The organism is Vibrio sp. ABG19 (assembly GCF_029962385.1).
Classification (GTDB): Bacteria; Pseudomonadota; Gammaproteobacteria; order Enterobacterales; family Vibrionaceae; genus Vibrio; species Vibrio ostreae.
The window spans coordinates 645,928-666,754 of sequence record NZ_CP071707.1 but is presented as its reverse complement, the minus strand read 5'-3'; the positions used below and the strand labels follow the sequence as shown (position 1 = coordinate 666,754).

The window sequence follows — 20,827 nt, the reverse complement described above, 5'->3', positions numbered from 1 at the left end:
AACTGACTTAGTATCACCCTGAGGAGTTACATCCGTTTCAAAGGTTTAACCACACTGTCTAACCCATCAATTTTGAGAGCTAAACACAGCTTGAGCAAATCGCCTAGTTCACCGCTCGGCCAGCCTTTTTTATCGAACCACAGCAGGTACTCTTCCGGTAGATCGATGAGTGCACGGCCAGCGTATTTGCCAAATGGCATTTGCATTCGTGCCAGTTTAATCAGATTTTCTTTTTCCAGCATAAGTCACGTGCCTTGCTTTAATATCAACGCATAATCACTGCGCGAGATCGACCAAACCTGAAGTCTACCTTGCTTTCACTAGTAAGGATACTCTCACCAAACGGTCATCCCATAGATATACGTCAGAAGCGATAAAGGGGGCTAATGCCCCCTAAGATCAATCGCCTGATGTGATTAGCGCCACACGCCCCACTGGCCTGTGGTGCCCGGCTGCTCACCCTGAGTCCACCACTGCGCGGTCCACTCGCGACCATCGTGAATCACGACATCACCTGCGGTATACACGGTAGCGCTATCCCAGGCATTGTCGGCCTGCTCGGCGGGTACACTGCCTTCTTTAATCAGAGACAACTGATAGCTGTATGAGGCATTGGGTGCAAACACCTGGTTGGCATAGATGTTACTGGTATCAAACATGTAGTGCTCCATCTCTTCAGACCAGATACCAATAAACCAGTTATTACCTTGTAGCTGATTAAACTGCCCGGCCAGCTCAGCGGCCCAGGTTGAACTGTTGTTCGCCTTAATCGCCAAACGGATATCTGCCTGCTCGTTACCATTTACATCAAAGGTACGCAGCCTGACGGTATCTCCGGACTCCACCGGTCCAAAACCCTGCGGTACAAAATAGCCAAGTGCCGTCATATCTGCGGCCGGCGTCGATACATCCGGCTGATCCGGAGAGGTTGAACTGCCCTGTGTACTAAAAGTGATATCGCTGCAGTTGTAAAAGCCTTCCCCTGCCGGGTCTTGGCGCTGCCAACGGGTATAAAGAATCGCATCGCCGCTGCGGTCAGTCGGGAAAGTGACATTGAGATGGTATTTGCCATCAGCAGAGACAGTCGTATTACCTGCGGTATCGATTAACTGCAGATCGTCCCAGGTTAACGACGCAGAGGAGTTGTAGTCCGGCTTGGTCAGGTAGAACTCCCAGAACGATGGGTTATGCGCAGCTGTAGCATGAAAAACCAGCTCAATCTGATTGTTTGCATCCAAAGTAACAGCCGTTTTTTGCCAATGGGGAGAAGGAACATCCAGGCCGGACTTAGCACTATCACCTGCCGCACACAGTGAACCATCCGTGACAAGTTGTTTAACCGCATTGATGTCCTGATAGTTAACTACGTTGGCGGATAGCTCATTACGTTGTACAAACGGATAAGTGCCCGATTGGTCAAACGCTGCCTGACAGGCGGCATTAGGAATCGTATTGTTCCAAAACCCCCCATCCTCATAACAGGTATTTTGGCGGGCACTTGGAAACTCAACCCAACCGTGAGCATTTACCTGAAATGAAAATGCAGAACCATACAGCAGTGCTGCGCAGGTTACGAGGCGAAAATTTCGATTTTTCATGATCATACCTTAACTATGGGAAAACCGGGAAAATTCAGGATTTCATACATCATCCCGTAAAAGAAGCGAGGTTTTCTCATAAAAAATCATATTCCAAAAGCAATATACCGTACGATATTCTTATAATGTTGTGTGCTTTCCAAATTCCTACGTCATTATTGATTGAATAATTGGTATCTTATTGGGTTAGATTCCATCTTCAGCGCAACCAAACATCAGCATACACTCATGGCTGATTCAATATTTGGTCAAAAAAATCACACTGTCAGCAAATCCAGCACGACCAGAGATATGTAAAATTTGTTCACAAAATGCTATCGCGCTCCTGACTGAGCCTGACATGCTATTAACATGCACACCTACATGCATAGCTAATATGCAACTGTGCATGTCGCACAAAGATGAGGAGAAAAGTTATGAAGAAAGCACTTGTGATCTTAACAACTATGTCCCTGAGCGCTGGCGCTTTCGCAGCAGTGAATACGGCAGAAAAAGAAACCACCATCGCTACTGATGCATATCAGTCACAGCAGCAGGCGTATGATGCAGGTTTTAAGCTGGTTGACCAACTCAATCAGTTACCGGCCGAAAAACTGGCTCAGGAGCTGAATATCTTTGACGCCCAAATTGCGACAGAAAGTTTAAAAGTGACTGATGCAGAAGTAAAAGTCGAGCCGTTTGCACCGAAAGAAGGTCAGATCCAATATCGTGCACTGGTTGATGTCGACTACCAATACACAATGCGTGGAGGCCAGAGCTAATTTAACCGCGCTCAGCTGATATTCTAACCGAGGGTAAAGTGCAACTTTGCCCTCGGTTTTTTTATCGGTGCGCAAATCAACGAGCGGCCGGCCAACATGTCTAACATTCGCGGAATAGCGATCAGTAGGTTCGGAAACGAACATGGTGCCTGAGTCACCGAGAAATGAAGAGAAAAGTTGGAATCTATTCAACAACTTTATAACTATTTAATTTGTTTTTATGTTCAAATAAATTCATATCAAACCTCTGTCACAGAAATGTAGCAATATTCGAACAACAATCCGACCTCTTTCGAACGAAACTTTTTTGGCGTTCGAGCTTTATCTTTACCATCGCATGAACGAGGTCACAATGTTTGGATTATTCAAACCCGATGCTCATATTGAGCGGCTGCCTGACAGCAAAATCAACAGCACATATACACGCTTACGTTGGCAACTTTTTATTGGTATTTTCGTCGGCTACGCCGGATATTACCTGGTACGTAAAAACTTCAGCCTGGCGATGCCTTATCTGATTGAACAGGGCTTTAGCCGTGGTGATCTGGGCGTTGCTCTCGCCGCGGTATCGATAGCTTATGGCCTGTCTAAATTCCTGATGGGCAGTGTCTCTGACCGCTCCAACCCACGTTACTTTCTCAGCGCTGGCCTGCTCTGCTCAGCACTGGTTATGTTCTGCTTTGGTTTCATGCCCTGGGCTACCGGCAGTATCTCTGCAATGTTTATTCTGCTGTTTCTCAATGGTTGGTTTCAGGGTATGGGCTGGCCAGCCTGCGGACGCACCATGGTGCACTGGTGGTCACGTAAAGAACGCGGAGAAACCGTATCCGTCTGGAATGTCGCCCATAACGTCGGTGGCGGCTTAATTGGCCCTATTTTTCTGCTCGGCCTTTGGTTATTCAATGACGACTGGCGCACTGCTTTTTATGTTCCCGCTTTCTTTGCCACTCTGGTCGCCGTGTTCATCTGGCTGACGCTGCGTGATACGCCGCAGTCTTGCGGCCTGCCTCCGATTGAAGAATACAAAAATGATTATCCGGATGATTATGACACCTCTCACGAAAAGGAAATGAGCGCCAAAGAGATCTTCTTTAAGTACGTATTTGCCAATAAGTTGCTGTGGTCAATCGCAATTGCCAATGCCTTCGTCTACCTGATTCGTTACGGTGTACTGGACTGGGCGCCGGTATACCTTAAAGAAGCGAAAGATTTCTCTGTCGATAAGTCTTCGTGGGCCTATTTCTTATATGAGTGGGCTGGTATTCCCGGCACCCTGTTGTGCGGTTGGATTTCCGATAAGGTATTCAAAGGACGTCGTGCACCCGCGGGTATTCTGTTTATGGTTCTGGTTCTTGCTGCTGTGCTGGTTTACTGGTTTAACCCGGCTGGTCACCCTGGTGTCGATATGGCGGCCCTGATTGCCATCGGCTTCTTGATCTATGGCCCTGTCATGCTGATCGGTTTATACGCTCTGGAACTGGCACCGAAAAAGGCAGCCGGCACCGCAGCGGGACTTACGGGTTTGTTTGGGTATCTGGGCGGAGCCGTAGCGGCCAACGCCATTCTTGGTTACACCGTCGATCATTTCGGTTGGGATGGCGGATTTACCATTCTGGTCGGTTCATGTATCGCTGCAATCGTCTGTCTTATTTATGCGTTTGTCGGCGAACGTGCGCACCATAAACAAAAACAGGCGCAGCAGACCACCAACGCTACGGTTTAGTTTCTGAATACCAATTCAGCTGTGACACTCTGCTCATCCTCAGCAGAGTGTCATCATCTTTCAACCGACTTATGTTGGAGTATTCTCCTGACCGGGTCGGTTATTCAACAACCGGCCCCCTGAGGTTTATTGGCTTATAGGAAGTTATTTATGTTTAAAACCACCAGTTTGTCTCTGCTTGCCCTGGCTTGCAGCAGCGCTGCGTTTGCCAACCCGCTGGTCATTGCCCACCGTGGTGCGTCCGGATACCTGCCGGAACACACCTTACCAGCCAAAGCAATGGCCTATGCGATGAAGCCGGATTACATTGAACAAGACGTGGTCATGACCAAAGATGATCAACTGGTCGTACTGCACGACCACTATCTTGACCGGGTCACCGACGTTGCTGAGCGCTTCCCGGACCGGGCGCGCAACGATGGCCGTTATTACGCTATCGACTTTACTCTGGCGGAAATCAAAACGCTGCGGGTTACCGAAGGATTCAAGCTGGATGAGCAAGGCAATAAAGTCGCCGGATTCCCGCAGCGCTTTCCGATGTGGCAGTCGGATTTTCGTGTACCGACACTGGCTGAAGAGATTGAGCTGATCCAGGGCCTCAATAAGAGCCTGGGCTACAACATCGGAATTTACCCTGAAATCAAAGCGCCCTGGTTTCATCGCCATGAGGGGAAAGATATTTCTAAAGCAGTGTTAACGACGCTTAAGCAATACGGCTATGACAGTAAGGACGACAAAATCTATCTACAATGCTTCGATGCCAACGAGCTGAAACGCATCAATGATGAATTACTGCCGCAAATGAACATGGATCTCAACCTGGTTCAGCTCATGGCCTATACCGACTGGAACGAAACCATGGTGTATCAGAACGGGCAAGCTAAGCCGTACGACTATGACTGGATGTTTGCCGCAGACGGTATGGAGAAAGTCGCGCAGTATGCAGATGGCATCGGCCCCTGGAAACCTATGCTGGTTGATGAGAAATCAACCCGTGATCATCTGATGATCAAACCACTGATGAATCACGCTAAACAAGCAGGCCTGGTGGTGCACCCTTACACTTTTCGTGCTGATCCGGGACGTATCGCGACTTATGCGACCGACTTTAATGACATGCTTGATGTGTTTATCAATCAGGTCAAAGTGGATGGTGTGTTCACCGATTTCCCAGATCAAGCGGTCTCGTTTTTACAACACAACACCATGTAGCTGTGCTTGTACCATCCTATTCCCAGACAAGACACCATATAGAGAAAAGGGACGCACGTAGAGAAAAGGGACGCACGCGCGTCCCTTGTTAATCGCCTAACCGGCGATAAACTCAGGCCACTGCAAAATGGTTGCGGATAAAGGATTTGATCAAGTGGATAAAATCTTTCTCCGCCAGTTTGGCGCAGCGCAGTGTCTGTTCGTGCGACAGTTCGACATCACCCAGGCCCTCTGCCATGTTAGTAATCGCACACACGGCCAGAACCGGCAAGCCGCAGTGGGCGGCTGAAATCACTTCCGGCACCACAGACATGCCGACCACATCACCGCCGATGATTTGCATCATGCGGATCTCCGCAGCAGTCTCAAAATTGGGTCCGGTATAAGAGACAAACACACCTTCATTGAGGTGGATGTTCTGATCCTGGGCCACTTTCAGAGCTTCATCACGCAGCGTCTTATCGTAGGCATTCGCCAGGCTGAAGAAACGCGGGCCGTACGCGTCATCATTCGGACCGGTCATTGGTGATTCCGGCATGGTGTTAATATGATCGTTAAACACCACCAGCGAACCTACATCAATCCGTTCCGGACGCAGTGAACCCGCCGCGTTAGTCACCAGCATAAATTCACAGCCAAGGCGTTTAAACGTGCGGACCGGATTGGTCATCACTTTCATGCTTTGATGTTCGTAATAATGGCCACGCCCTTTCATGCACACTACTTCAATACCAAACAGAGTCCCCATCACCAGTTCACCGGAGTGGCCCTCGACCGTACTGACCGGAAAGCCGGCCAGCTGCTCGTAAGGAATCACCACTTTATCTTCCAGCTCATCGGCAATGACGCCCAGGCCAGAGCCGAGAATAAACGCGGCTTGTGGTTTAAAGTCTGCTTTGTGTGCGTAAATGGTTTCCAGTGCTTGGTTTACCGGATCACAGGACATGATCATCACCTCATTGTGTTGTTTGGTTCACTTTACCCCAATAACCGTACTGACAAAATCTCAAAATTTGGCACAATTATGCTCTTTCCCAGCACAATCAGGCACCTTATGACCGAGCTCGATCCCCGTATTACCTTGAAAATGTTGCGTTACTTCTACCAGGTCGCGCAGTGCCAGCAGTTTAGTCAGGCAGCGCAACAACTTAATATCACCAAATCCCCGCTCAGCGCGCAGATCAAAGAGCTGGAAAACATACTGAACGTGACTTTGTTTGAGCGCGATACGCGCAACGTGAGGCTGACCCGTGCCGGCCAGCAGATGCAACTGGAGTGCGAACGCATCTTCGATATCCTGGACAGCTCTCTTAACCGGGTTATGCAGTACGGTCGCCAGGAAAAGCAGACCGTCAACATCGGCCTGATGAGTTCGATTTTCTGGGCAGGTTTTGGCGATGCCCTGCACCGACTGCAACAGGCTTATCCGCAGGTCATGTTAAATCTGCTGGAACTGCCGCCGGAAAAACAAAAACAGGCCCTGCAGCAACACCGGCTCGATATCGGCCTGGTGCGTTACGCCGACAGTATTAACACCGCGCCACTGACAACCCACACCTTGTATAACGAGCAGATGGTGGTCGCCATCCCGGCCGGCCACTCGCTGGCTAACCAACCTAATCTCTCCCTCAGGCAGCTGCATCATCAGCAGTTCGTTATGCTCAAACAGGAAAACTCGGCCGCGACCCAATGGATTCGTCAGCACTGCCTGAATGCCGGGTTTGACCTGAAGATTCTGCAGCAGGTGGTCGAGCCCAATACCCTGCTGGCGGTCATTTCGACCCGTGGCCTGCTCTCAATTGTTCCCGCCAGCTATGCCAGCCTCAGCTGGCCACATGTGCGGTTTGTACCGCTGCAGGAGCCGATTTGTGCTGACATCTGCGCACTTTCTGCGGCAAAGCCGCATCCGCTGACCGAACATATTCTGGCCGAGCTTAGCCGTGCACTACAATCTGAATAGCAGGCCAGCACATTCCAGACTGCGCATGACATAACGGTTTCGCCTCAAAAAAATCGTTTAAAGATGCCTTTCTTCTGCCCCTCAGCGTGTCAATCATTGAAGCGCATCATTCTAACGGTCAGATAACATAAAAATCTTTTATGGTTTATTGATGAAATTAATTATCGTTTGCATTAGTATTTGCATCTAAATTTACAAGGAGAGTCCCCATGGCACACTCACTGTCATCGAAAAACCTATTATTACTTGCCCCTTTTGTCTGCAGTCTGCATGTCTTACCCGTTCTTGCCTCAGAGAGCGAAGAAGCCGATATGGTCGTGATCGCCTCCAGCCGGACTGATTCGATCAAATCTAAAAGCCCACAAGTCGTGACCGTGATTTCACGTGAACAGATCGAGCAGCAGCTGACCATCACTACCGACAGTTCTCAGGTTCTGTCCAATTTGCTGCCGGGATACTCTCCTAATACCCAAAAACTGAATAACAGCAGCCAGACCTTTCGCGGGCGCTCAGTGCTGTATATGATCGATGGTGTCCCACAGTCGAACCCGTTACGTGAGGGCAGCCGCTCGGCACATACCATTGATCTGTCAATGGTCGAACGGATTGAAGTGATTCACGGTGCCAGTGCGATTCATGGCTTGGGCGCCACCGGCGGCATCATTAACTTTATTACCAAATCCAACAGCAGCGCCCAACCACTCAAACAACATGTCAGTATTCAGGCCACTTCGGCAACGGAGAATATCAGCAGCGATACCACGTCGTATAAACTGAATTATCAGGCTCAGGGTGCCACGGAGCAGTTTGATTACCTTATCGGCCTGAGCGGCGAAACCCAGGGAGTTTATCTCGACGGCAACGGCGATTATGTCGGTGCAGCCACGGTACGCGGCGATATCATGGACTCACAAAGCTACGATGCCTTTGCCAAGTTCGGCTACTGGATCGATGATGAACGGGATATCCAGTTCTCTTTCAACCGCTATCAGCTGAAAGGCCAGAAGAACTTCATGGGCGTCAGCGGAGACCGGGACAATGGAGTAGCAACCTCGTCGGTGAAAGCCACTCCGGTTGGTAAAGCCCCTTATAATCAGGTCAATACCGTCAATCTGGTCTACACTGACCGTGATTTAGCCGGCATGAAACTCAATGTGCAAACCTTTTATCAGGACTTCACTGGTCGTTACGGTGCCACCACTTCATCCAGCTTTCAGGATCCGAGCACAGCTGAAACCATTTACGATCAGTCGCAAAACGAGTCCGAAAAAATCGGCGCTAAACTGCTGCTTTCGAAAGGCGGCCTGCTGGACGATACCCTCAAAGTGACCACAGGCCTCGACTTGCTCAGAGACACCACCAGCCAGAAACTGATCCTGACCAATCGCAGCTACGTTCCGGAAACCACCTATAAAAACTATGCGCCGTTTGTACAATTGGAACTGAGCCCGATTGAACGCCTGACCATCCAGGCCGGAGCGCGCTATGAAAAGGCAGAACTGGATGTCGCTGATTACACAACCGTCGCGGCTCGTAACGGAGTCAGTGTGAACGGCGGCACCCCGAAATTCAGCGATACGGTTTACAATGCCGGTGCCGTATTCGACTTGACACCTGATGTCAGTGTATTTGCCAACTATTCACAAGGATTCGGGATGCCGGATGTCGGCCGGGTGCTGCGCGGCGTCAACACACCCGATCAAAACGTCGATGACTTGATTGATCTGTCACCAATCGTCACTGACAACTACGAAGGTGGCTTGCGTGTCAATAAAGAATCGTTTGATTTTGAAATCAGCTACTACGAGTCCAATTCTGATCTGGGCAGCCGAATCGAAGAAAATAATGGTTTGTACACAGTCAAACGCGAGAAGAAGGAGATTCATGGCCTGGCAACATCCCTCGCGGTCAGGATCAACCCTAAGCACACTGTTGATGCCGGATACTCCTATATTCAGGGGAAATCTGATACCGATGGTGACGGTTCGGTTGACACCAAACTGACCGGGGCAGATATTCCGCCCAACAGACTGCGCGTCGCCTGGACCGCGCACTGGAACGACACCGTATCGTCAATGCTGCAGGCCAACCACGCTTTTGACCGCAGTTTCGATGATGATGAGCTGGAATTTGAAGGTTATACCCTGGTTGATGCTTCACTCGGCTATGCCCTGCCAGTCGGTAAAGTCACCATGTCGGTCGCGAACCTGTTTGATGAAGACTACTTTACCTATTACTCGCAAAGTGCCTATAAAAATGATGACTTCTATTTCAAAGGTCGCGGCAGAACCGTCACTCTGGCTTATGCCCTGAACTTTTAAGCAACGAGAGCATGGCCAAGGCCATGCTCTTTTTTATGAGCTACTTGCGTTTCAGCAATAGCGGGCAATTGGAGCAGAACTCAGGAGGCTCGGTGGCCTGATAATAGTAGCAACAGGTTCTGCGCATTCTGACCGGTTCAGCGTGTGCTTGCCAATGGCGTTTGGTGCGATAAAAACGGGTTAACGGATTTTCATCCAGCTCAAACACTGATCTCGTGCTCTCATCCAACAGGTAAGCCAGATCGCCTTCTGCCTGCCGCCGGCGCTCAGAATCCAGAGCCGGAAGAATGCGCCGCTCATAAATACTGAACACCCGCACCGCAACATTTTCCCACAGTATTCGCGGTGAAACCCCGCTCAGGCGCTGCAACTGTTCAATCAATGGGGTTAAATGTCCGGCAAAAGCGCCGCTCAGAATCAGCTCGCGCCAGGCACTGCGATCATGCTGGCAAGGGAGCGCCTGAGTCTGTTTCAGTGGCATACCTGAACGCCATAACCGGTTGTGCAACTGATATTCAAATACGCAGTTGTCGATTGAGGCGTCCAGTCCCTTATCAAATACAGACATGGCATACAGCGTCGGCGCCAGCAGTAAAAACGCGCTGCGCTTAATTACCAGCGATGCAGTGACTTTAAGATCAGGGGCGCCAAGCTCTGGCATGATGGCGTTTAGTGTCGCCAGACATTGCTCATCATCCAGTAACAACACGCTGTCCAGCGCATACTGCTGATCCTGTTCGGCCGCAGGTTTTAATCCGAACCCGGTTAACTTAGCCCATTGCAGGTCGGTTAAACTGACCGTCTCGGTCATGACGGACATTTGAGCAGACGCCCTTTACCGCGCGGCACACACATCGGCGTGCCAAACAGCGGATCCTGGGTTAAGTAACACTGCATATCAAACACGGCTTGTACCATCTCTTCATCCAGAATGTCTTCCGGTGGCCCTTGACGATAGATCTTGCCCTGCTTCACCGCAATCATCTGATGCGCATAGCGACAGGCCAGATTCAAGTCGTGCAAAACCATGACTATCGTGGTGTGGCGAGTCCGGTTTAATTCAAACAGTAAATCAAGAATCTCGATTTGATGGGTCAGATCCAGATAAGTGGTCGGTTCATCCAGTAACAAGATATCGGTATCCTGAGCCAGCGCCATTGCAATCCAGGCCCGCTGGCGCTGGCCGCCGGACAGGGTTTCAACCGCCCGGTCAGCAAGTTCCAGCATATTGGTGTCTCGGAGCGACTGCATCACCAGACGCTCATCCTGCTCGCTCCAGCTCTGCAACCAGTTTTGATGCGGATAACGCCCCTGTCGCACCAGTTGTAGGACGGTCAATCCCTCGGGAGCCGCCGGCCCCTGTGGTAAAATCGCCAGTTTTTTTGCCACCTGTTTACCCGGCATTTGATGCAATTTTTGTTGCTCCAGCCAGATGTCACCGGATTTAGGCAGCAGCAGGCGGGCGAGCGATTTGAGCAGGGTCGATTTGCCACAACCGTTGCCGCCAACCAGCACGGTAATCTGATTCGGCTCAATCGACAGATCGAGCGATGAAATAATGGTGGTGTTCTGATACCCCAGAACCAGACCGGACGTTTGCAGTGGACTGCGCTTTGGAATGGTCATCCTTTCTGCTCCATAACAAATAGTGAATTAAGTCCGCTGCCTAAACAGCAAATAGATAAAGAAAGGAGCACCGATAGCAGAAACAAATACCCCGGCCGGCAGATCAAGCGGCACAAACAAGACCCGCGCCGCTAAATCGGCGGACATTACCAGACATGCTCCGACCATCGCCGTCACCGGGAGCAAGAGCGCAAAACTGCGCGTCACCAGTTGACGGGCAATATGCGGTGCGATCAAGCCGACGAACCCAATCGCTCCGGCATAGGCCACCACCGGTGCGGCAAGAAGAATACTTAACATCACCAGCATGAGACGCAGCTTTTGCACCGAGATACCAAGCCCGGTGGCAACCGGATCTCCCAACTCCTGAGCATTAATTTGGCGGGAAAAGCAGAGCGCCAGTGGGAACCCGACCATCAACCAGGGCAGCAACGACTGTACATCGTGCCAATTTGCACCATAGATACTGCCGGTCAGCCAGATATAAGCAGACAGGCTACCGGAGGACGGGCTGATCGCAATCAACAGGGTCGTCACGGCTCCCATCGCTGCAGAAACACCAATACCGACTAAAATCATCCGCATCGGCGTAACACCCTGACGCCAGGCCAGCAAATACACCGCGCCCGAGGCAAAAAAAGCACCGCCAAGCGCAAAGAGCGGCAGCCACCCAATACCATAGCTCATCTGGAAAAAGGCCAGAAACCCCACCGCAGCCGCACAAGCGCCGCTGGTCATTCCGACCACATCCGGTGATGCCAATGGGTTGCGGATCACAGACTGCAAAATCAGCCCAGAACACCCCAGCCCCGCACCAACCAACATCCCCATCACGATACGCGGCAGCCGCAGTGTTTCCACCATTGTGCTCAGTTCCCCGTTCAGAGAACCTGACATCAGTTGCCAAGGATTGATCCATTCACTGCCGGAGGACAACGAAATTACAGCAATACCCAGGGTAAGCAACATCAGACCAACAACCGCTCTCAATGCAGTGGATGGCAGACTAAACGACCCTAAACGGCCCCGGTATATCAATGGCTCAGGCATTGCGGTTTCCTTTTCGGGCCAGGAAAATAAAGAAAGGCGCGCCGATTAAGGCAGTCATCACACCAATCGGAATTTCCTCCGGTGGCAGAATGATCCGGGTGGTCACATCGGCCAGCAAAAGCAGCGTCGCCCCCCAAATGGCACTAAGCGGCAGTAGCCATTTGTGATCATTGCCCACCAGCGACCGCGCCATATGCGGTACGATCAAACCAATAAATCCGATGTTGCCAGCCATGGCAACAGATATCCCGGCCAACGCAACGATAAGCAGGCTTAACGCTACCTTAAGCAGCCAGGTATTCTGACCCAGCCCCTTGGCAATATCGTCACCAGAGAGCAGAATATTGATGTGCGGTGCCAGCAGCACTGCCGCGAGCATTGCTGCGAGCAGATAAGGCATCACCGGCATAATGTCCCCTAATTCACGTCCTGAAACAGAACCGGCAACCCAGAATAATACGCTGTCGACCCCGTCCTGGCCGATCACCAGTAACCCTTGAGTGAAAGCCATAAACAGTGCAGAGATCGCCGCGCCTGCCAATACTAAGCGTACCGGAGACTGAGCATCACGGCCCAGATTGCCTAACGCATATACCAGTCCACCGGCTACGCCCGCGCCAAAAAGAGCCACCCAGAACAGCATCGACATGTCGCTGAATGCGAACACCTGGCTGCATAACACGATAAAAAATACCGCTCCGGCGTTAACGCCGAATATTGCCGGAGAGGCAAGCGGATTGCGGGTCAGTGTCTGCATCAATACGCCGGCAATCGCCAACGCAGCGCCGACCGCAATCGCAATAATACTGCGTGACCAGCGAATGGTATTAATCACCACATGTTCGATGGATGTCGGTTCAGGATGCCAAAAAGCAGGCCACACTTGTTGCACCGTCACCGGATATTGACCAAACACCAGACTTGCAAAAACGGCACCGCAGAGTACCACCAGCGAAATAACGAACAGACTCAGCCGAGCCGAAGGAGAAGAAACGGATATTAACATCATTGCGTACTTGGGGTGAGCAGCGGAGGATAGATGGTACTCAGTTGATCCAGCATCAGGTTGGCCCCAAGAATACCGCCGGACAGCAGCCAGCTGACCTTATTGACCTCGTATACCTGATTCATTCTCGGTGCTTTAAGCACTTTCCAGATGGGATGGGTGCGCCAGGCATCATAGTTGTGCACCACCGCTGGTTGGTCTGAATCCTTGATAACAAAAAACACATCCGCGTCAGCACTTGGCAGCGTTTCTTTGCTTTTAATTTTGATTCCCCAGCTCGCATTTGGCACCGCCGGCAAGCGAAAGCCGATACTACTCAATACCTGACCGGCAAAACTGTCGCGCAAATACAAACGCAGGTGATCAGCGCGAATATCTAACACGGATGCGGTCAGCGGCCAGTCAGAATAGCGGGACGCCAGCTGCTGGCGAAATACAGTTACATTGTGTTGCCACTGCTGCCACAACGCCTGCGCCATGGCTTCACGCCCGGTGGCTACGCCGGTTAGCGCTAATGTACGCTGAAAATCATACACGTTGTCGGTCAATACGGTAGGTGCAATCTGCTGTAGCTGCGGATAGATTTTTTCATGTCGGCTTCGTGCGCCGATGATCAGATCCGGCTTGAGAGCGACAATTTTTTCCAGGTTAGGTTGCGTTTCCAGGCCAAGATGCTGCACACCTTGCAGCGCTTCACGCAAATAATCATAAGTCGGTGTTTCGGCCCATGAATCAACTACACCCACCGGACGAATACCCAAGGCAACCGCGGAGTCGGTGGCGCCCTGAAATAAAGTGATCACACGGTTAACACCGGAGACAACCCGGGTCTGCCCCATGGCATGCGTGACAACACTCGTCGAAGCTTGCGCCGGCAACACAACTCCACACAGGATCGCCAACACACAAATCAGCACAGCTGAGCGATAAGTCAGGCTTCGAAAACAGGTCAACGGCAAGCCAGCAATCCTTTTGGGCAGATTAATTATTCAAACAATGAATATTAATGATAATTAATCTCATACGCAATATAATGTTAAAGAAAGCAGGCTCGACCGCGGAGCATGAGGTGACGTCGTTAGCTCGTTAGCTCGTTAGCTCGTTAGCTCGTTAGCTATGCTGCACTTTCTCTACACTGGTGCGTACCACCAGTTCCGGCTCCAACTGCACTACTTGCGGATCACGCTCCTGGTGCGCCAGTTTATGCAGCAGAGTTTCGACTGCCGCTTTGCCCAGGCGATATTTGGGCTGGTGAATGGTGGTCAGAGGTGGGGTCATAAATTTCGCGATATGAATATCATCGTAGCCGATTAGCGATACATCCTGTGGAATTCGCACACCCAGTTCGCTGGCGGCGTTAATAGCGCCCATCGCCATCATGTCGTTGGATACAAAGATAGCCGTGGGTAAGGCTCCCCGTTGCTGCATGGTATTGAATGCGGCATAACCACCTTCACACTCAAAGTCAGACTCAACAATCCAATCCGGATTGATCGTCAGTCCGGCCTCAAGGACTGCGCGCTTATAACCTTCATAACGTTGCTGCGCCTGCTGGCCAATCAGCGGCCCGGTAATACAGCCGATCTCTTTGTGGCCGCACTCAATCAAATGCCGGGTCGCCATGTAGCCCCCCTGAAATGAGTTATCCTGAATTTTGTCCGCAGCAAACAGCATCGGCCCCCAGTCCATCACCACGACCGGAATATCCGGGTAACGTTCAAACATGTCGATACGCTGCCCGATCAGGGTCGGACACATCAGGATGATGCCATCGACCCGCTTTTGCAGCAGCGTGTTAATCGAGGCATGCATCCGTTCCGGGTCACCTTCGGTATTACACAAAATCAGGTTATAACCCTGATGGTAGCAACTGCGTTCCACCCCTTTCACCACCTCGCCAAAAAACGGGTTGGTCGAGGTGGTCACCAGCATACCTATGGTTTTGGTACGGTTCATTTTCAGGCTGCGGGCAAGCGCAGACGGCGCATAGTTCAGCTCCTGCGCTGCCCGGTTCACCCGCTCGGCAATCTCATCGCTGACAAAGCGGGTTTTATTGATGACATGGCTAACGGTCGATGTGGAAACACCGGCCAGTCGTGCAATATCTTTCATCGTTGCCATGTCATTTTCTCCTGTGCGCTTATTCGGGCTTTCCTGCCCAGATCAGAACCTGCCGATTGTCGGCTCGTTTACACTTGCTGAGACAGAAATGCTTCAACTTCGGTACGGCGCGGAATCGAGGTCTGAGCGCCAAAGCGGGTCACCGAAATCGCCGCGGCAGCATGGGCAAAACGAATCGCCGATTCTAGCGGCATATCTTCCAGCAGGCCAGTCACCAAGGCGCCGTTAAAGGTATCACCGGCAGCTGTGGTATCGGTTGCCTGAACACGAAAGCCGGGAATAATCTCGCCGCGGCCGTTCTGGCTCAGCCAGACACCTTTAGCGCCCAGGGTAATCATCACGATTTCAATCCCTTTGGCGTGCAGAGCATTGGCGGCCTGCTGCGCTGACTCATCATCATTGACGGTGATTCCGGTCAGCACTTCGGCTTCGGTTTCGTTCGGCGTAATGACATCCACACAGCTTAGCAGTTCATCCGGCAGCGACTGTGCAGGTGCCGGGTTGAGAATCACATTAGTGCGCGCCTGCTTGGCAGCCTGAGCCGCCGCAACGATTCCATCCATCGGGGTTTCCAGCTGCATGAGCAGATAATCGGCGGCGCGGATACGCTCTAAATCACCTTCGATGACCTGTGCGGTCAACTTCGCATTGGCTTCCGCCGACAGACAAATGGTGTTTTCGCCACTGTCGGAGACCTGAATCATCGCAATGCCGGTCGGACAGTTTGGCTGCATCTTGATGGCGCTGATGTCCATACCGTCGAGCTTAAAGCTTTCACGAATATTGATCCCGAACGGATCGTCGCCCACGCAGGCAATAAAACCGATGTCGGCATTCAAACGGGCAGCCGCTACGGCCTGATTGGCCCCTTTGCCACCTGGGATAACTTGATAGTTGCGACCGTGCAGCGTCTCGCCGGGGCGAGGAAATGAAGGCACTTGAAGAACATGGTCAGCATTGACACTACCTAATACCACCAACTTGTTCATAAAGGTTATCCTCAGTCTGATAGGAAGTAAAAAAATAGATAGATGATTGAGAAACAGAGAGATTTAATGCTTCAGTGTGCTGCACAACCGACCCATCACCAAGCGGTCATATACGCCGGTATATCTGAGTATTTGGCCGCTTTAAAAGCATTAAAGCTGTCTGTACTGCTCTCCCCTACAGGGAGAGCAGTGACGTTCAATCAACGCGAATTATTCAGCGATGATTTTCAGCGGAACCGGAATGTATTCATCCACTTGTTCGCCTTTCAGTACCTGGTCAGCCGTTTCTACGCCAAGCGCACCAATCAGATCCGGTTGCTGAGCCACTGTTGCGGCCAGTTTGCCACGTTTCACCGCGGCGATGCCATCGTCAGTACCGTCAAAGCCGACGATGACAACGTCTTTACCTGATGCCTGAACTGCGCGTAGTGCGCCCAGCGCCATCTCATCGTTCTGGGCGAATACAGCCTGGACATCCGGGTTGGCTGCCAGCAGGTTTTCCATTACGTTCAGGCCTTTCGTACGATCGAAGTCAGCAGGCTGGCTCGCCATCAGCTGCATTTCGCTGCCGTTCACTGCGTTCATGAAACCTTCGCCACGCTCACGCGCTGCAGACGTACCGGCAATACCTTCCAGTTGAATCACTTTTGCCTTCTCACCCACTTTTTCCATGATGTAGTGACCGGCCATTTCGCCGCCAACCACGTTGTCAGAAGCAATGTGGCTGACCACTTTCCCACGGCTTGCGCCACGATCCAGCGTCAGAACCGGAATGTTGGAATTGTTGGCAATGCGAATCGCATTGGAAACCGCATCAGAATCCGTTGGGTTAATCAGGATCGCTTTCACACCACGAACAGTCAGGTCTTCCACGTTCGACAGCTCTTTGCTCGGGTCATTTTGTGAATCAAGCACAATCAGGTTGTAACCCAGCTCCTGTGCTTTGGCTTCAGCGCCATCTTTCATCGATACAAAAAACGGGTTGTTCAGCGTCGAGAGCACGATAGCGACAGTGTCCTGAGCCTGAGCTGAAACAGAAACGGTTGAAGAAAGAAGAGCAGCAGAAATCAAGGTTGCGAGTTTTTTCATTTTCATCGTCCTTATTGTAGGGGGCCGGGTCAGCCAGGCTGAACCCGGTGTGTCACATGCATGTTAAAGTTTCACAGTTATTTTAAAGTTTTACTTATACATCAAGCTTAACTATTTATTTTCAAACGGTTATCCCTCTAACTTCGATTGATAACCGCTTGCTTTGGAACGCTTGGAGTTACTTGTTCTTGTTGTCGACCAGTACCGCCAGCAGAATAACCACCGCTTTAGCGATCATCTGGTAGTAAGACGAAACATCGAGCAGGTTAAGGGCATTGTTGAGGAAACCGATGATCAGCGCGCCGACCAGAGTCCCCATGATACGGCCTTTACCGCCCATCAGGCTGGTACCACCGAGCACAACCGCTGCAATCGCGTCCAACTCGTAACCCATACCCGCCGTTGGCTGCGCTGATGACAGACGAGAAGTAACGATAATGCCAGCCAGTGCCGCCAGAGCGCCACAAATCGCATACACACCCATTTTTACCCGGTCAACGTTGATACCTGACAAGCGGGTTGCTGACTCATTACCGCCCAGTGCATACACGTAGCGACCAAAACGAGTGTGATTCAGCAGATACCACACCGCAGCAAACACAACCACCATCAGCCATACCGGTACCGGAATACCCAGCGCATAACCGGTACCAAACCAGGCAAACGCATCCGCGGTATCAGTAAAACCCGTAGAAATAGGACGCCCGTCGGTGTACACCATGGTCACACCACGTAGCAGAGTCATGGTCACCAGAGTGGCAATAAACGCCTGCACTTTGCCTTTGGCGATAATAATGCCGCTGATGCCACCCAGTACTGCACCCGCCAACAAGGCAGTCGGCACCGCGACAAAGACCGGGACTTCCATTGCAATCAGGCTGGCAGCGAATGCGCCGCACAGCGCCAGCACCGAGCCGACACTCAGGTCAATACCGGCCGTCAGGATAACCAGCGTCATACCGACCGCGATAATCGCATTGACCGACGTCTGACGCAGAATGTTAAGCAGGTTATCAACGGTAAAGAAGTTGGGATTTAAAAAGGAGACCACCACTACCAGAAACAGTAGTGCAATCAGTGATTTCTGCTCAATCAGCCACTCTTTACTCAGCAGTTTCTTACCGCTGTTTGGGGATGAATCGGTCATGGTTTTACTACTCATGCTGCGTCCTCGTTTAACGTTTTGCCAACGGCACACGCCAGTAAATTTTCTTGGTTGGCCTGGGCGGCATCGAATTCCCCGCTGATGCGACCCTCGTGCATCACCAGAATCCGATCGCTCATGCCCAGCACTTCCGGCATTTCAGATGACACCAAAATGATGCTCATGCCTCCTGCTTTGAATTTATTAATCAGTTGGTAGATTTCTTTTTTCGCGCCGACATCCACACCGCGGGTCGGCTCATCCAGGATCAGCACTTTTGGCCGGGTCATCAGCCCTTTGGCAATCGCGACTTTTTGCTGGTTACCACCAGACAAGTTGCCGATGATCTGATCCCGTGACGGTGTTTTGATATTGAACAGCTGAATGAAATCCTGCACCGCAATCACTTCTTCGCTATGCTGGATTTGTACGCCTTTACTGAGCTTATCCAGTGCGCACAACGACATGTTCTCTTTCACTGACAGCCCGAGTACCAGGCCATCACCCTTGCGGTCTTCAGAGATATACGCGATTCCGTTTGCCAGACCATCCTGCGGGCTGACCGGATTCACCGTTCTGCCGTTAAGATTAATCACGCCACGTTCAGACGGCAGCGCACCGTAAATCACTTTCATCAGTTCAGTACGGCCTGCACCCATCAGACCAGACACGCCGAGGATCTCACCGCGTTTCAGGTTGAAACTGACGTCATGCACGCCCGAACCGGTCAGGCCAATCACTTCCAGACAGATATCGTTACTTGGATGGACATCGATACGCGGGTACTGCTCATCCAGCTTACGACCGACCATCATTTCGATCAGTCCGTCTTCGTTAGTATCCTCAACCTGGCATTCTCCGATGAATTTGCCATCGCGCAGTACGGTGATGTCGTCGCAGATTTCAAAAATTTCTTTCAGACGGTGTGAGATATACACGATGCCACAGCCCTGCTCCCGCAACTCGCGGATCACGCTGAACAACGATTCGGTTTCGGTATCGGTCAGCGCATCGGTCGGCTCATCCATGATGATCACCTTGGACTCAAACGACAGCGCTTTGGCGATCTCCACCATCTGCTGTTCACCCAGGCTTAAATCGCCCAGCAAGGTTTTCGAGCTGTGTTTGACGTTGAGGCGAGCCAGCAATTTGTCGGCATCGGCGTACATTTGCGCCCACAGAATCCGCCCCATCGCACTGGTCTTTTCCCGGCCGAGATAGATGTTTTCAGCAATAGTCAGCTCAGGAATCAGGTTAAGCTCCTGGTGAATGATGCTGATACCGGCGTGCTGTGAATCGCGCGGTCCTTTGAAGCTGGCCGTTTGTCCCTGATATTCTATCGTGCCGGCATCTTTGGAATAGATGCCAGTCAGCACTTTCATCAGCGTTGATTTACCTGCACCGTTTTCTCCCATCAGCGCCATCACGCGCCCCGGATAAACGTTCAGGCTCGCTTTATCCAACGCTTTAACACCAGGAAAGGCTTTTTCAATCTTGCTGAGAGCCAGAATTGGTTGAGTCATAATGAGTCCTCAATCGAGTTTGGCGGATTAAAAAACAACACCAGCCTGGAAAATAACGTTGGCGTACGGTGTGCATTCACCGGTTCTGACTACGGCGCGGCTGTAGTGGGTGCGCGCTTTAAACTCTTCGTGAGAAACATAGCTAATGGCAATGCTCTTACCACAACGCGCTTCCTCGTTTTTAAGTTCATCGAGAAGCGCCGCGTGCAGCTCCGGGCTCACTTCAGCAAACTCTTGCGCCATCACCACGCCTTCAATCTGTGATTCAGACAGGATGGCCTGCACGGTTTGCAGGAAACTCGGAACGCCATGAGTCAAAGCAAGATCAATACGTTGTGATTCTTCTGCGATCGGTAAGCCCGCATCACAAATGGTGATTTCATCGGTATGACCCAGTGTTGAAACCAGGTAGGACAGATCGGAATTGAGTAGGGTACTTTTTTTCATCGTTTTACCTTTTTATGCGCTTACGTTGGGCTGTTTCTGCGTTGGCAGCTCGCTCAGGAAACAGTCATCGAAACGTTTCGATGGCATCCTATTCTTTCGGTTTTTGAATTGCACCCGGCAGCAAAACAGACTGTGAGTTAGATCGTCCAATTTAGCCGACAGCATGAATAAACAGTGAGAATGATCACTGAGAGTTCTATCATCAACATCCGGTTTGGTACACATATGTCATAATTTGCTGCACAAACCGTGACTTC

Annotated in this window: 19 protein-coding genes; 5 read left to right on the top strand and 14 right to left on the bottom strand. The window is 51.2% G+C overall.

Going from position 1 to position 20,827, the window contains the following annotated elements:
* Positions 1–26: 26 nt before the first annotated feature.
* Both J0X00_RS02930 and J0X00_RS02925 read right to left on the bottom strand, forming a co-directional pair.
* On the bottom strand, positions 27–242 hold the full coding sequence (locus J0X00_RS02930; RefSeq protein ID WP_282476977.1) for a DUF3820 family protein: 216 nt from the start codon (positions 240–242) through the stop codon (positions 27–29).
* Positions 243–416: 174 nt separating this feature from the next.
* Complete coding sequence (locus J0X00_RS02925) at positions 417–1,598, bottom strand: lytic polysaccharide monooxygenase (RefSeq protein WP_282476976.1); 1,182 nt, start codon at positions 1,596–1,598, stop codon at positions 417–419.
* Positions 1,599–2,014: 416 nt separating this feature from the next.
* Between J0X00_RS02925 and J0X00_RS02920 the strand changes: the two genes are divergently transcribed.
* From J0X00_RS02920 to glpQ, 3 genes are all read left to right on the top strand, one after another.
* Positions 2,015–2,359 carry a DUF3316 domain-containing protein gene (locus J0X00_RS02920; protein ID WP_136487127.1) on the top strand — a complete coding sequence of 115 codons (345 nt, stop codon included), beginning with the start codon at positions 2,015–2,017 and terminating at the stop codon, positions 2,357–2,359.
* A gap of 352 nt (positions 2,360–2,711) precedes the next feature.
* Positions 2,712–4,082 (top strand): glycerol-3-phosphate transporter, encoded by a 1,371-nt coding sequence (gene glpT, locus J0X00_RS02915; RefSeq protein WP_136487126.1) that lies wholly within the window; start codon positions 2,712–2,714, stop codon positions 4,080–4,082.
* A gap of 150 nt (positions 4,083–4,232) precedes the next feature.
* Complete coding sequence (gene glpQ / locus J0X00_RS02910) at positions 4,233–5,294, top strand: glycerophosphodiester phosphodiesterase (RefSeq protein ID WP_282476975.1); 1,062 nt, start codon at positions 4,233–4,235, stop codon at positions 5,292–5,294.
* A 112-nt stretch (positions 5,295–5,406) separates the two neighbouring features.
* Here the strand turns inward: glpQ and xapA are convergent, their stop codons facing one another.
* A complete protein-coding gene (gene xapA, locus J0X00_RS02905; RefSeq protein WP_136487124.1) occupies positions 5,407–6,240 on the bottom strand; it encodes a xanthosine phosphorylase in 834 nt (277 codons plus the stop codon).
* 108 nt (positions 6,241–6,348) lie between these two features.
* On the opposite strand from xapA, the gene J0X00_RS02900 reads away from it, so the two are divergent.
* A complete protein-coding gene (locus J0X00_RS02900) occupies positions 6,349–7,254 on the top strand; it encodes a LysR substrate-binding domain-containing protein (protein ID WP_282476974.1) in 906 nt (301 codons plus the stop codon).
* Between the two features lie 209 nt (positions 7,255–7,463).
* Entirely contained in the window at positions 7,464–9,575 is a 2,112-nt protein-coding gene (locus tag J0X00_RS02895; protein ID WP_282476973.1) for a TonB-dependent receptor, read from the top strand.
* 40 nt (positions 9,576–9,615) lie between these two features.
* Here the strand turns inward: J0X00_RS02895 and J0X00_RS02890 are convergent, their stop codons facing one another.
* The 11 genes from J0X00_RS02890 to rbsD all read right to left on the bottom strand — a co-directional run bounded on the left by J0X00_RS02890 (position 9,616) and on the right by rbsD (position 20,570).
* Positions 9,616–10,395 carry an IucA/IucC family C-terminal-domain containing protein gene (locus J0X00_RS02890; protein ID WP_282476972.1) on the bottom strand — a complete coding sequence of 260 codons (780 nt, stop codon included), beginning with the start codon at positions 10,393–10,395 and terminating at the stop codon, positions 9,616–9,618.
* On the bottom strand, positions 10,383–11,201 hold the full coding sequence (locus J0X00_RS02885) for an ABC transporter ATP-binding protein (protein WP_282476971.1): 819 nt from the start codon (positions 11,199–11,201) through the stop codon (positions 10,383–10,385). The genes J0X00_RS02890 and J0X00_RS02885 overlap by 13 nt, the downstream gene beginning before the upstream one ends.
* Before the next feature lie 27 nt (positions 11,202–11,228).
* Positions 11,229–12,251, bottom strand: coding sequence for an iron ABC transporter permease (locus tag J0X00_RS02880; RefSeq protein ID WP_136487120.1), 1,023 nt, complete (start codon positions 12,249–12,251; stop codon positions 11,229–11,231).
* Positions 12,244–13,260: an iron ABC transporter permease gene (locus J0X00_RS02875; RefSeq protein ID WP_282476970.1), complete on the bottom strand. Its 1,017-nt coding sequence runs from the start codon at positions 13,258–13,260 to the stop codon at positions 12,244–12,246. Before J0X00_RS02875 ends, J0X00_RS02880 begins: the two co-directional genes overlap by 8 nt.
* Positions 13,257–14,216 (bottom strand): iron-siderophore ABC transporter substrate-binding protein, encoded by a 960-nt coding sequence (locus J0X00_RS02870; RefSeq protein WP_282476969.1) that lies wholly within the window; start codon positions 14,214–14,216, stop codon positions 13,257–13,259. The genes J0X00_RS02875 and J0X00_RS02870 overlap by 4 nt, the downstream gene beginning before the upstream one ends.
* 151 nt (positions 14,217–14,367) lie before the next feature.
* A complete protein-coding gene (locus J0X00_RS02865; RefSeq protein WP_136487118.1) occupies positions 14,368–15,378 on the bottom strand; it encodes a substrate-binding domain-containing protein in 1,011 nt (336 codons plus the stop codon).
* Positions 15,379–15,446: 68 nt separating this feature from the next.
* The gene (gene rbsK, locus J0X00_RS02860) at positions 15,447–16,367 is read right to left on the bottom strand and encodes a ribokinase (RefSeq protein ID WP_282476968.1); all 921 of its coding nucleotides are present in this window, start codon (positions 16,365–16,367) and stop codon (positions 15,447–15,449) included.
* 210 nt (positions 16,368–16,577) lie between these two features.
* Positions 16,578–17,456, bottom strand: coding sequence for a ribose ABC transporter substrate-binding protein RbsB (rbsB, locus tag J0X00_RS02855; protein ID WP_218561714.1), 879 nt, complete (start codon positions 17,454–17,456; stop codon positions 16,578–16,580).
* A 178-nt stretch (positions 17,457–17,634) separates the two neighbouring features.
* Positions 17,635–18,603 carry a ribose ABC transporter permease gene (rbsC, locus tag J0X00_RS02850; RefSeq protein WP_206208433.1) on the bottom strand — a complete coding sequence of 323 codons (969 nt, stop codon included), beginning with the start codon at positions 18,601–18,603 and terminating at the stop codon, positions 17,635–17,637.
* Between the two features lie 11 nt (positions 18,604–18,614).
* Entirely contained in the window at positions 18,615–20,123 is a 1,509-nt protein-coding gene (rbsA, locus tag J0X00_RS02845) for a ribose ABC transporter ATP-binding protein RbsA (RefSeq protein WP_282476967.1), read from the bottom strand.
* 27 nt (positions 20,124–20,150) lie between these two features.
* Positions 20,151–20,570, bottom strand: coding sequence for a D-ribose pyranase (gene rbsD, locus J0X00_RS02840; RefSeq protein WP_282476966.1), 420 nt, complete (start codon positions 20,568–20,570; stop codon positions 20,151–20,153).
* Between the last annotated feature and the right edge of the window lie 257 nt (positions 20,571–20,827).

What these genes read in the sequence shown, in the direction of transcription:
- J0X00_RS02930 (WP_282476977.1), bottom strand. Translation starts at nt 242, where the DNA reads ATGCTGGAAAAAGAAAATCTGATTAAACTGGCACGAATGCAAATGCCA.
- J0X00_RS02925 (WP_282476976.1), bottom strand. Translation starts at nt 1,598, where the DNA reads ATGAAAAATCGAAATTTTCGCCTCGTAACCTGCGCAGCACTGCTGTAT.
- J0X00_RS02920 (WP_136487127.1), top strand. Translation starts at nt 2,015, where the DNA reads ATGAAGAAAGCACTTGTGATCTTAACAACTATGTCCCTGAGCGCTGGC.
- glpT (WP_136487126.1), top strand. Translation starts at nt 2,712, where the DNA reads ATGTTTGGATTATTCAAACCCGATGCTCATATTGAGCGGCTGCCTGAC.
- glpQ (WP_282476975.1), top strand. Translation starts at nt 4,233, where the DNA reads ATGTTTAAAACCACCAGTTTGTCTCTGCTTGCCCTGGCTTGCAGCAGC.
- xapA (WP_136487124.1), bottom strand. Translation starts at nt 6,240, where the DNA reads ATGTCCTGTGATCCGGTAAACCAAGCACTGGAAACCATTTACGCACAC.
- J0X00_RS02900 (WP_282476974.1), top strand. Translation starts at nt 6,349, where the DNA reads ATGACCGAGCTCGATCCCCGTATTACCTTGAAAATGTTGCGTTACTTC.
- J0X00_RS02895 (WP_282476973.1), top strand. Translation starts at nt 7,464, where the DNA reads ATGGCACACTCACTGTCATCGAAAAACCTATTATTACTTGCCCCTTTT.
- J0X00_RS02890 (WP_282476972.1), bottom strand. Translation starts at nt 10,395, where the DNA reads ATGTCCGTCATGACCGAGACGGTCAGTTTAACCGACCTGCAATGGGCT.
- J0X00_RS02885 (WP_282476971.1), bottom strand. Translation starts at nt 11,201, where the DNA reads ATGACCATTCCAAAGCGCAGTCCACTGCAAACGTCCGGTCTGGTTCTG.
- J0X00_RS02880 (WP_136487120.1), bottom strand. Translation starts at nt 12,251, where the DNA reads ATGCCTGAGCCATTGATATACCGGGGCCGTTTAGGGTCGTTTAGTCTG.
- J0X00_RS02875 (WP_282476970.1), bottom strand. Translation starts at nt 13,260, where the DNA reads ATGATGTTAATATCCGTTTCTTCTCCTTCGGCTCGGCTGAGTCTGTTC.
- J0X00_RS02865 (WP_136487118.1), bottom strand. Translation starts at nt 15,378, where the DNA reads ATGGCAACGATGAAAGATATTGCACGACTGGCCGGTGTTTCCACATCG.
- rbsK (WP_282476968.1), bottom strand. Translation starts at nt 16,367, where the DNA reads ATGAACAAGTTGGTGGTATTAGGTAGTGTCAATGCTGACCATGTTCTT.
- rbsB (WP_218561714.1), bottom strand. Translation starts at nt 17,456, where the DNA reads ATGAAAAAACTCGCAACCTTGATTTCTGCTGCTCTTCTTTCTTCAACC.
- rbsC (WP_206208433.1), bottom strand. Translation starts at nt 18,603, where the DNA reads ATGACCGATTCATCCCCAAACAGCGGTAAGAAACTGCTGAGTAAAGAG.
- rbsA (WP_282476967.1), bottom strand. Translation starts at nt 20,123, where the DNA reads ATGACTCAACCAATTCTGGCTCTCAGCAAGATTGAAAAAGCCTTTCCT.
- rbsD (WP_282476966.1), bottom strand. Translation starts at nt 20,570, where the DNA reads ATGAAAAAAAGTACCCTACTCAATTCCGATCTGTCCTACCTGGTTTCA.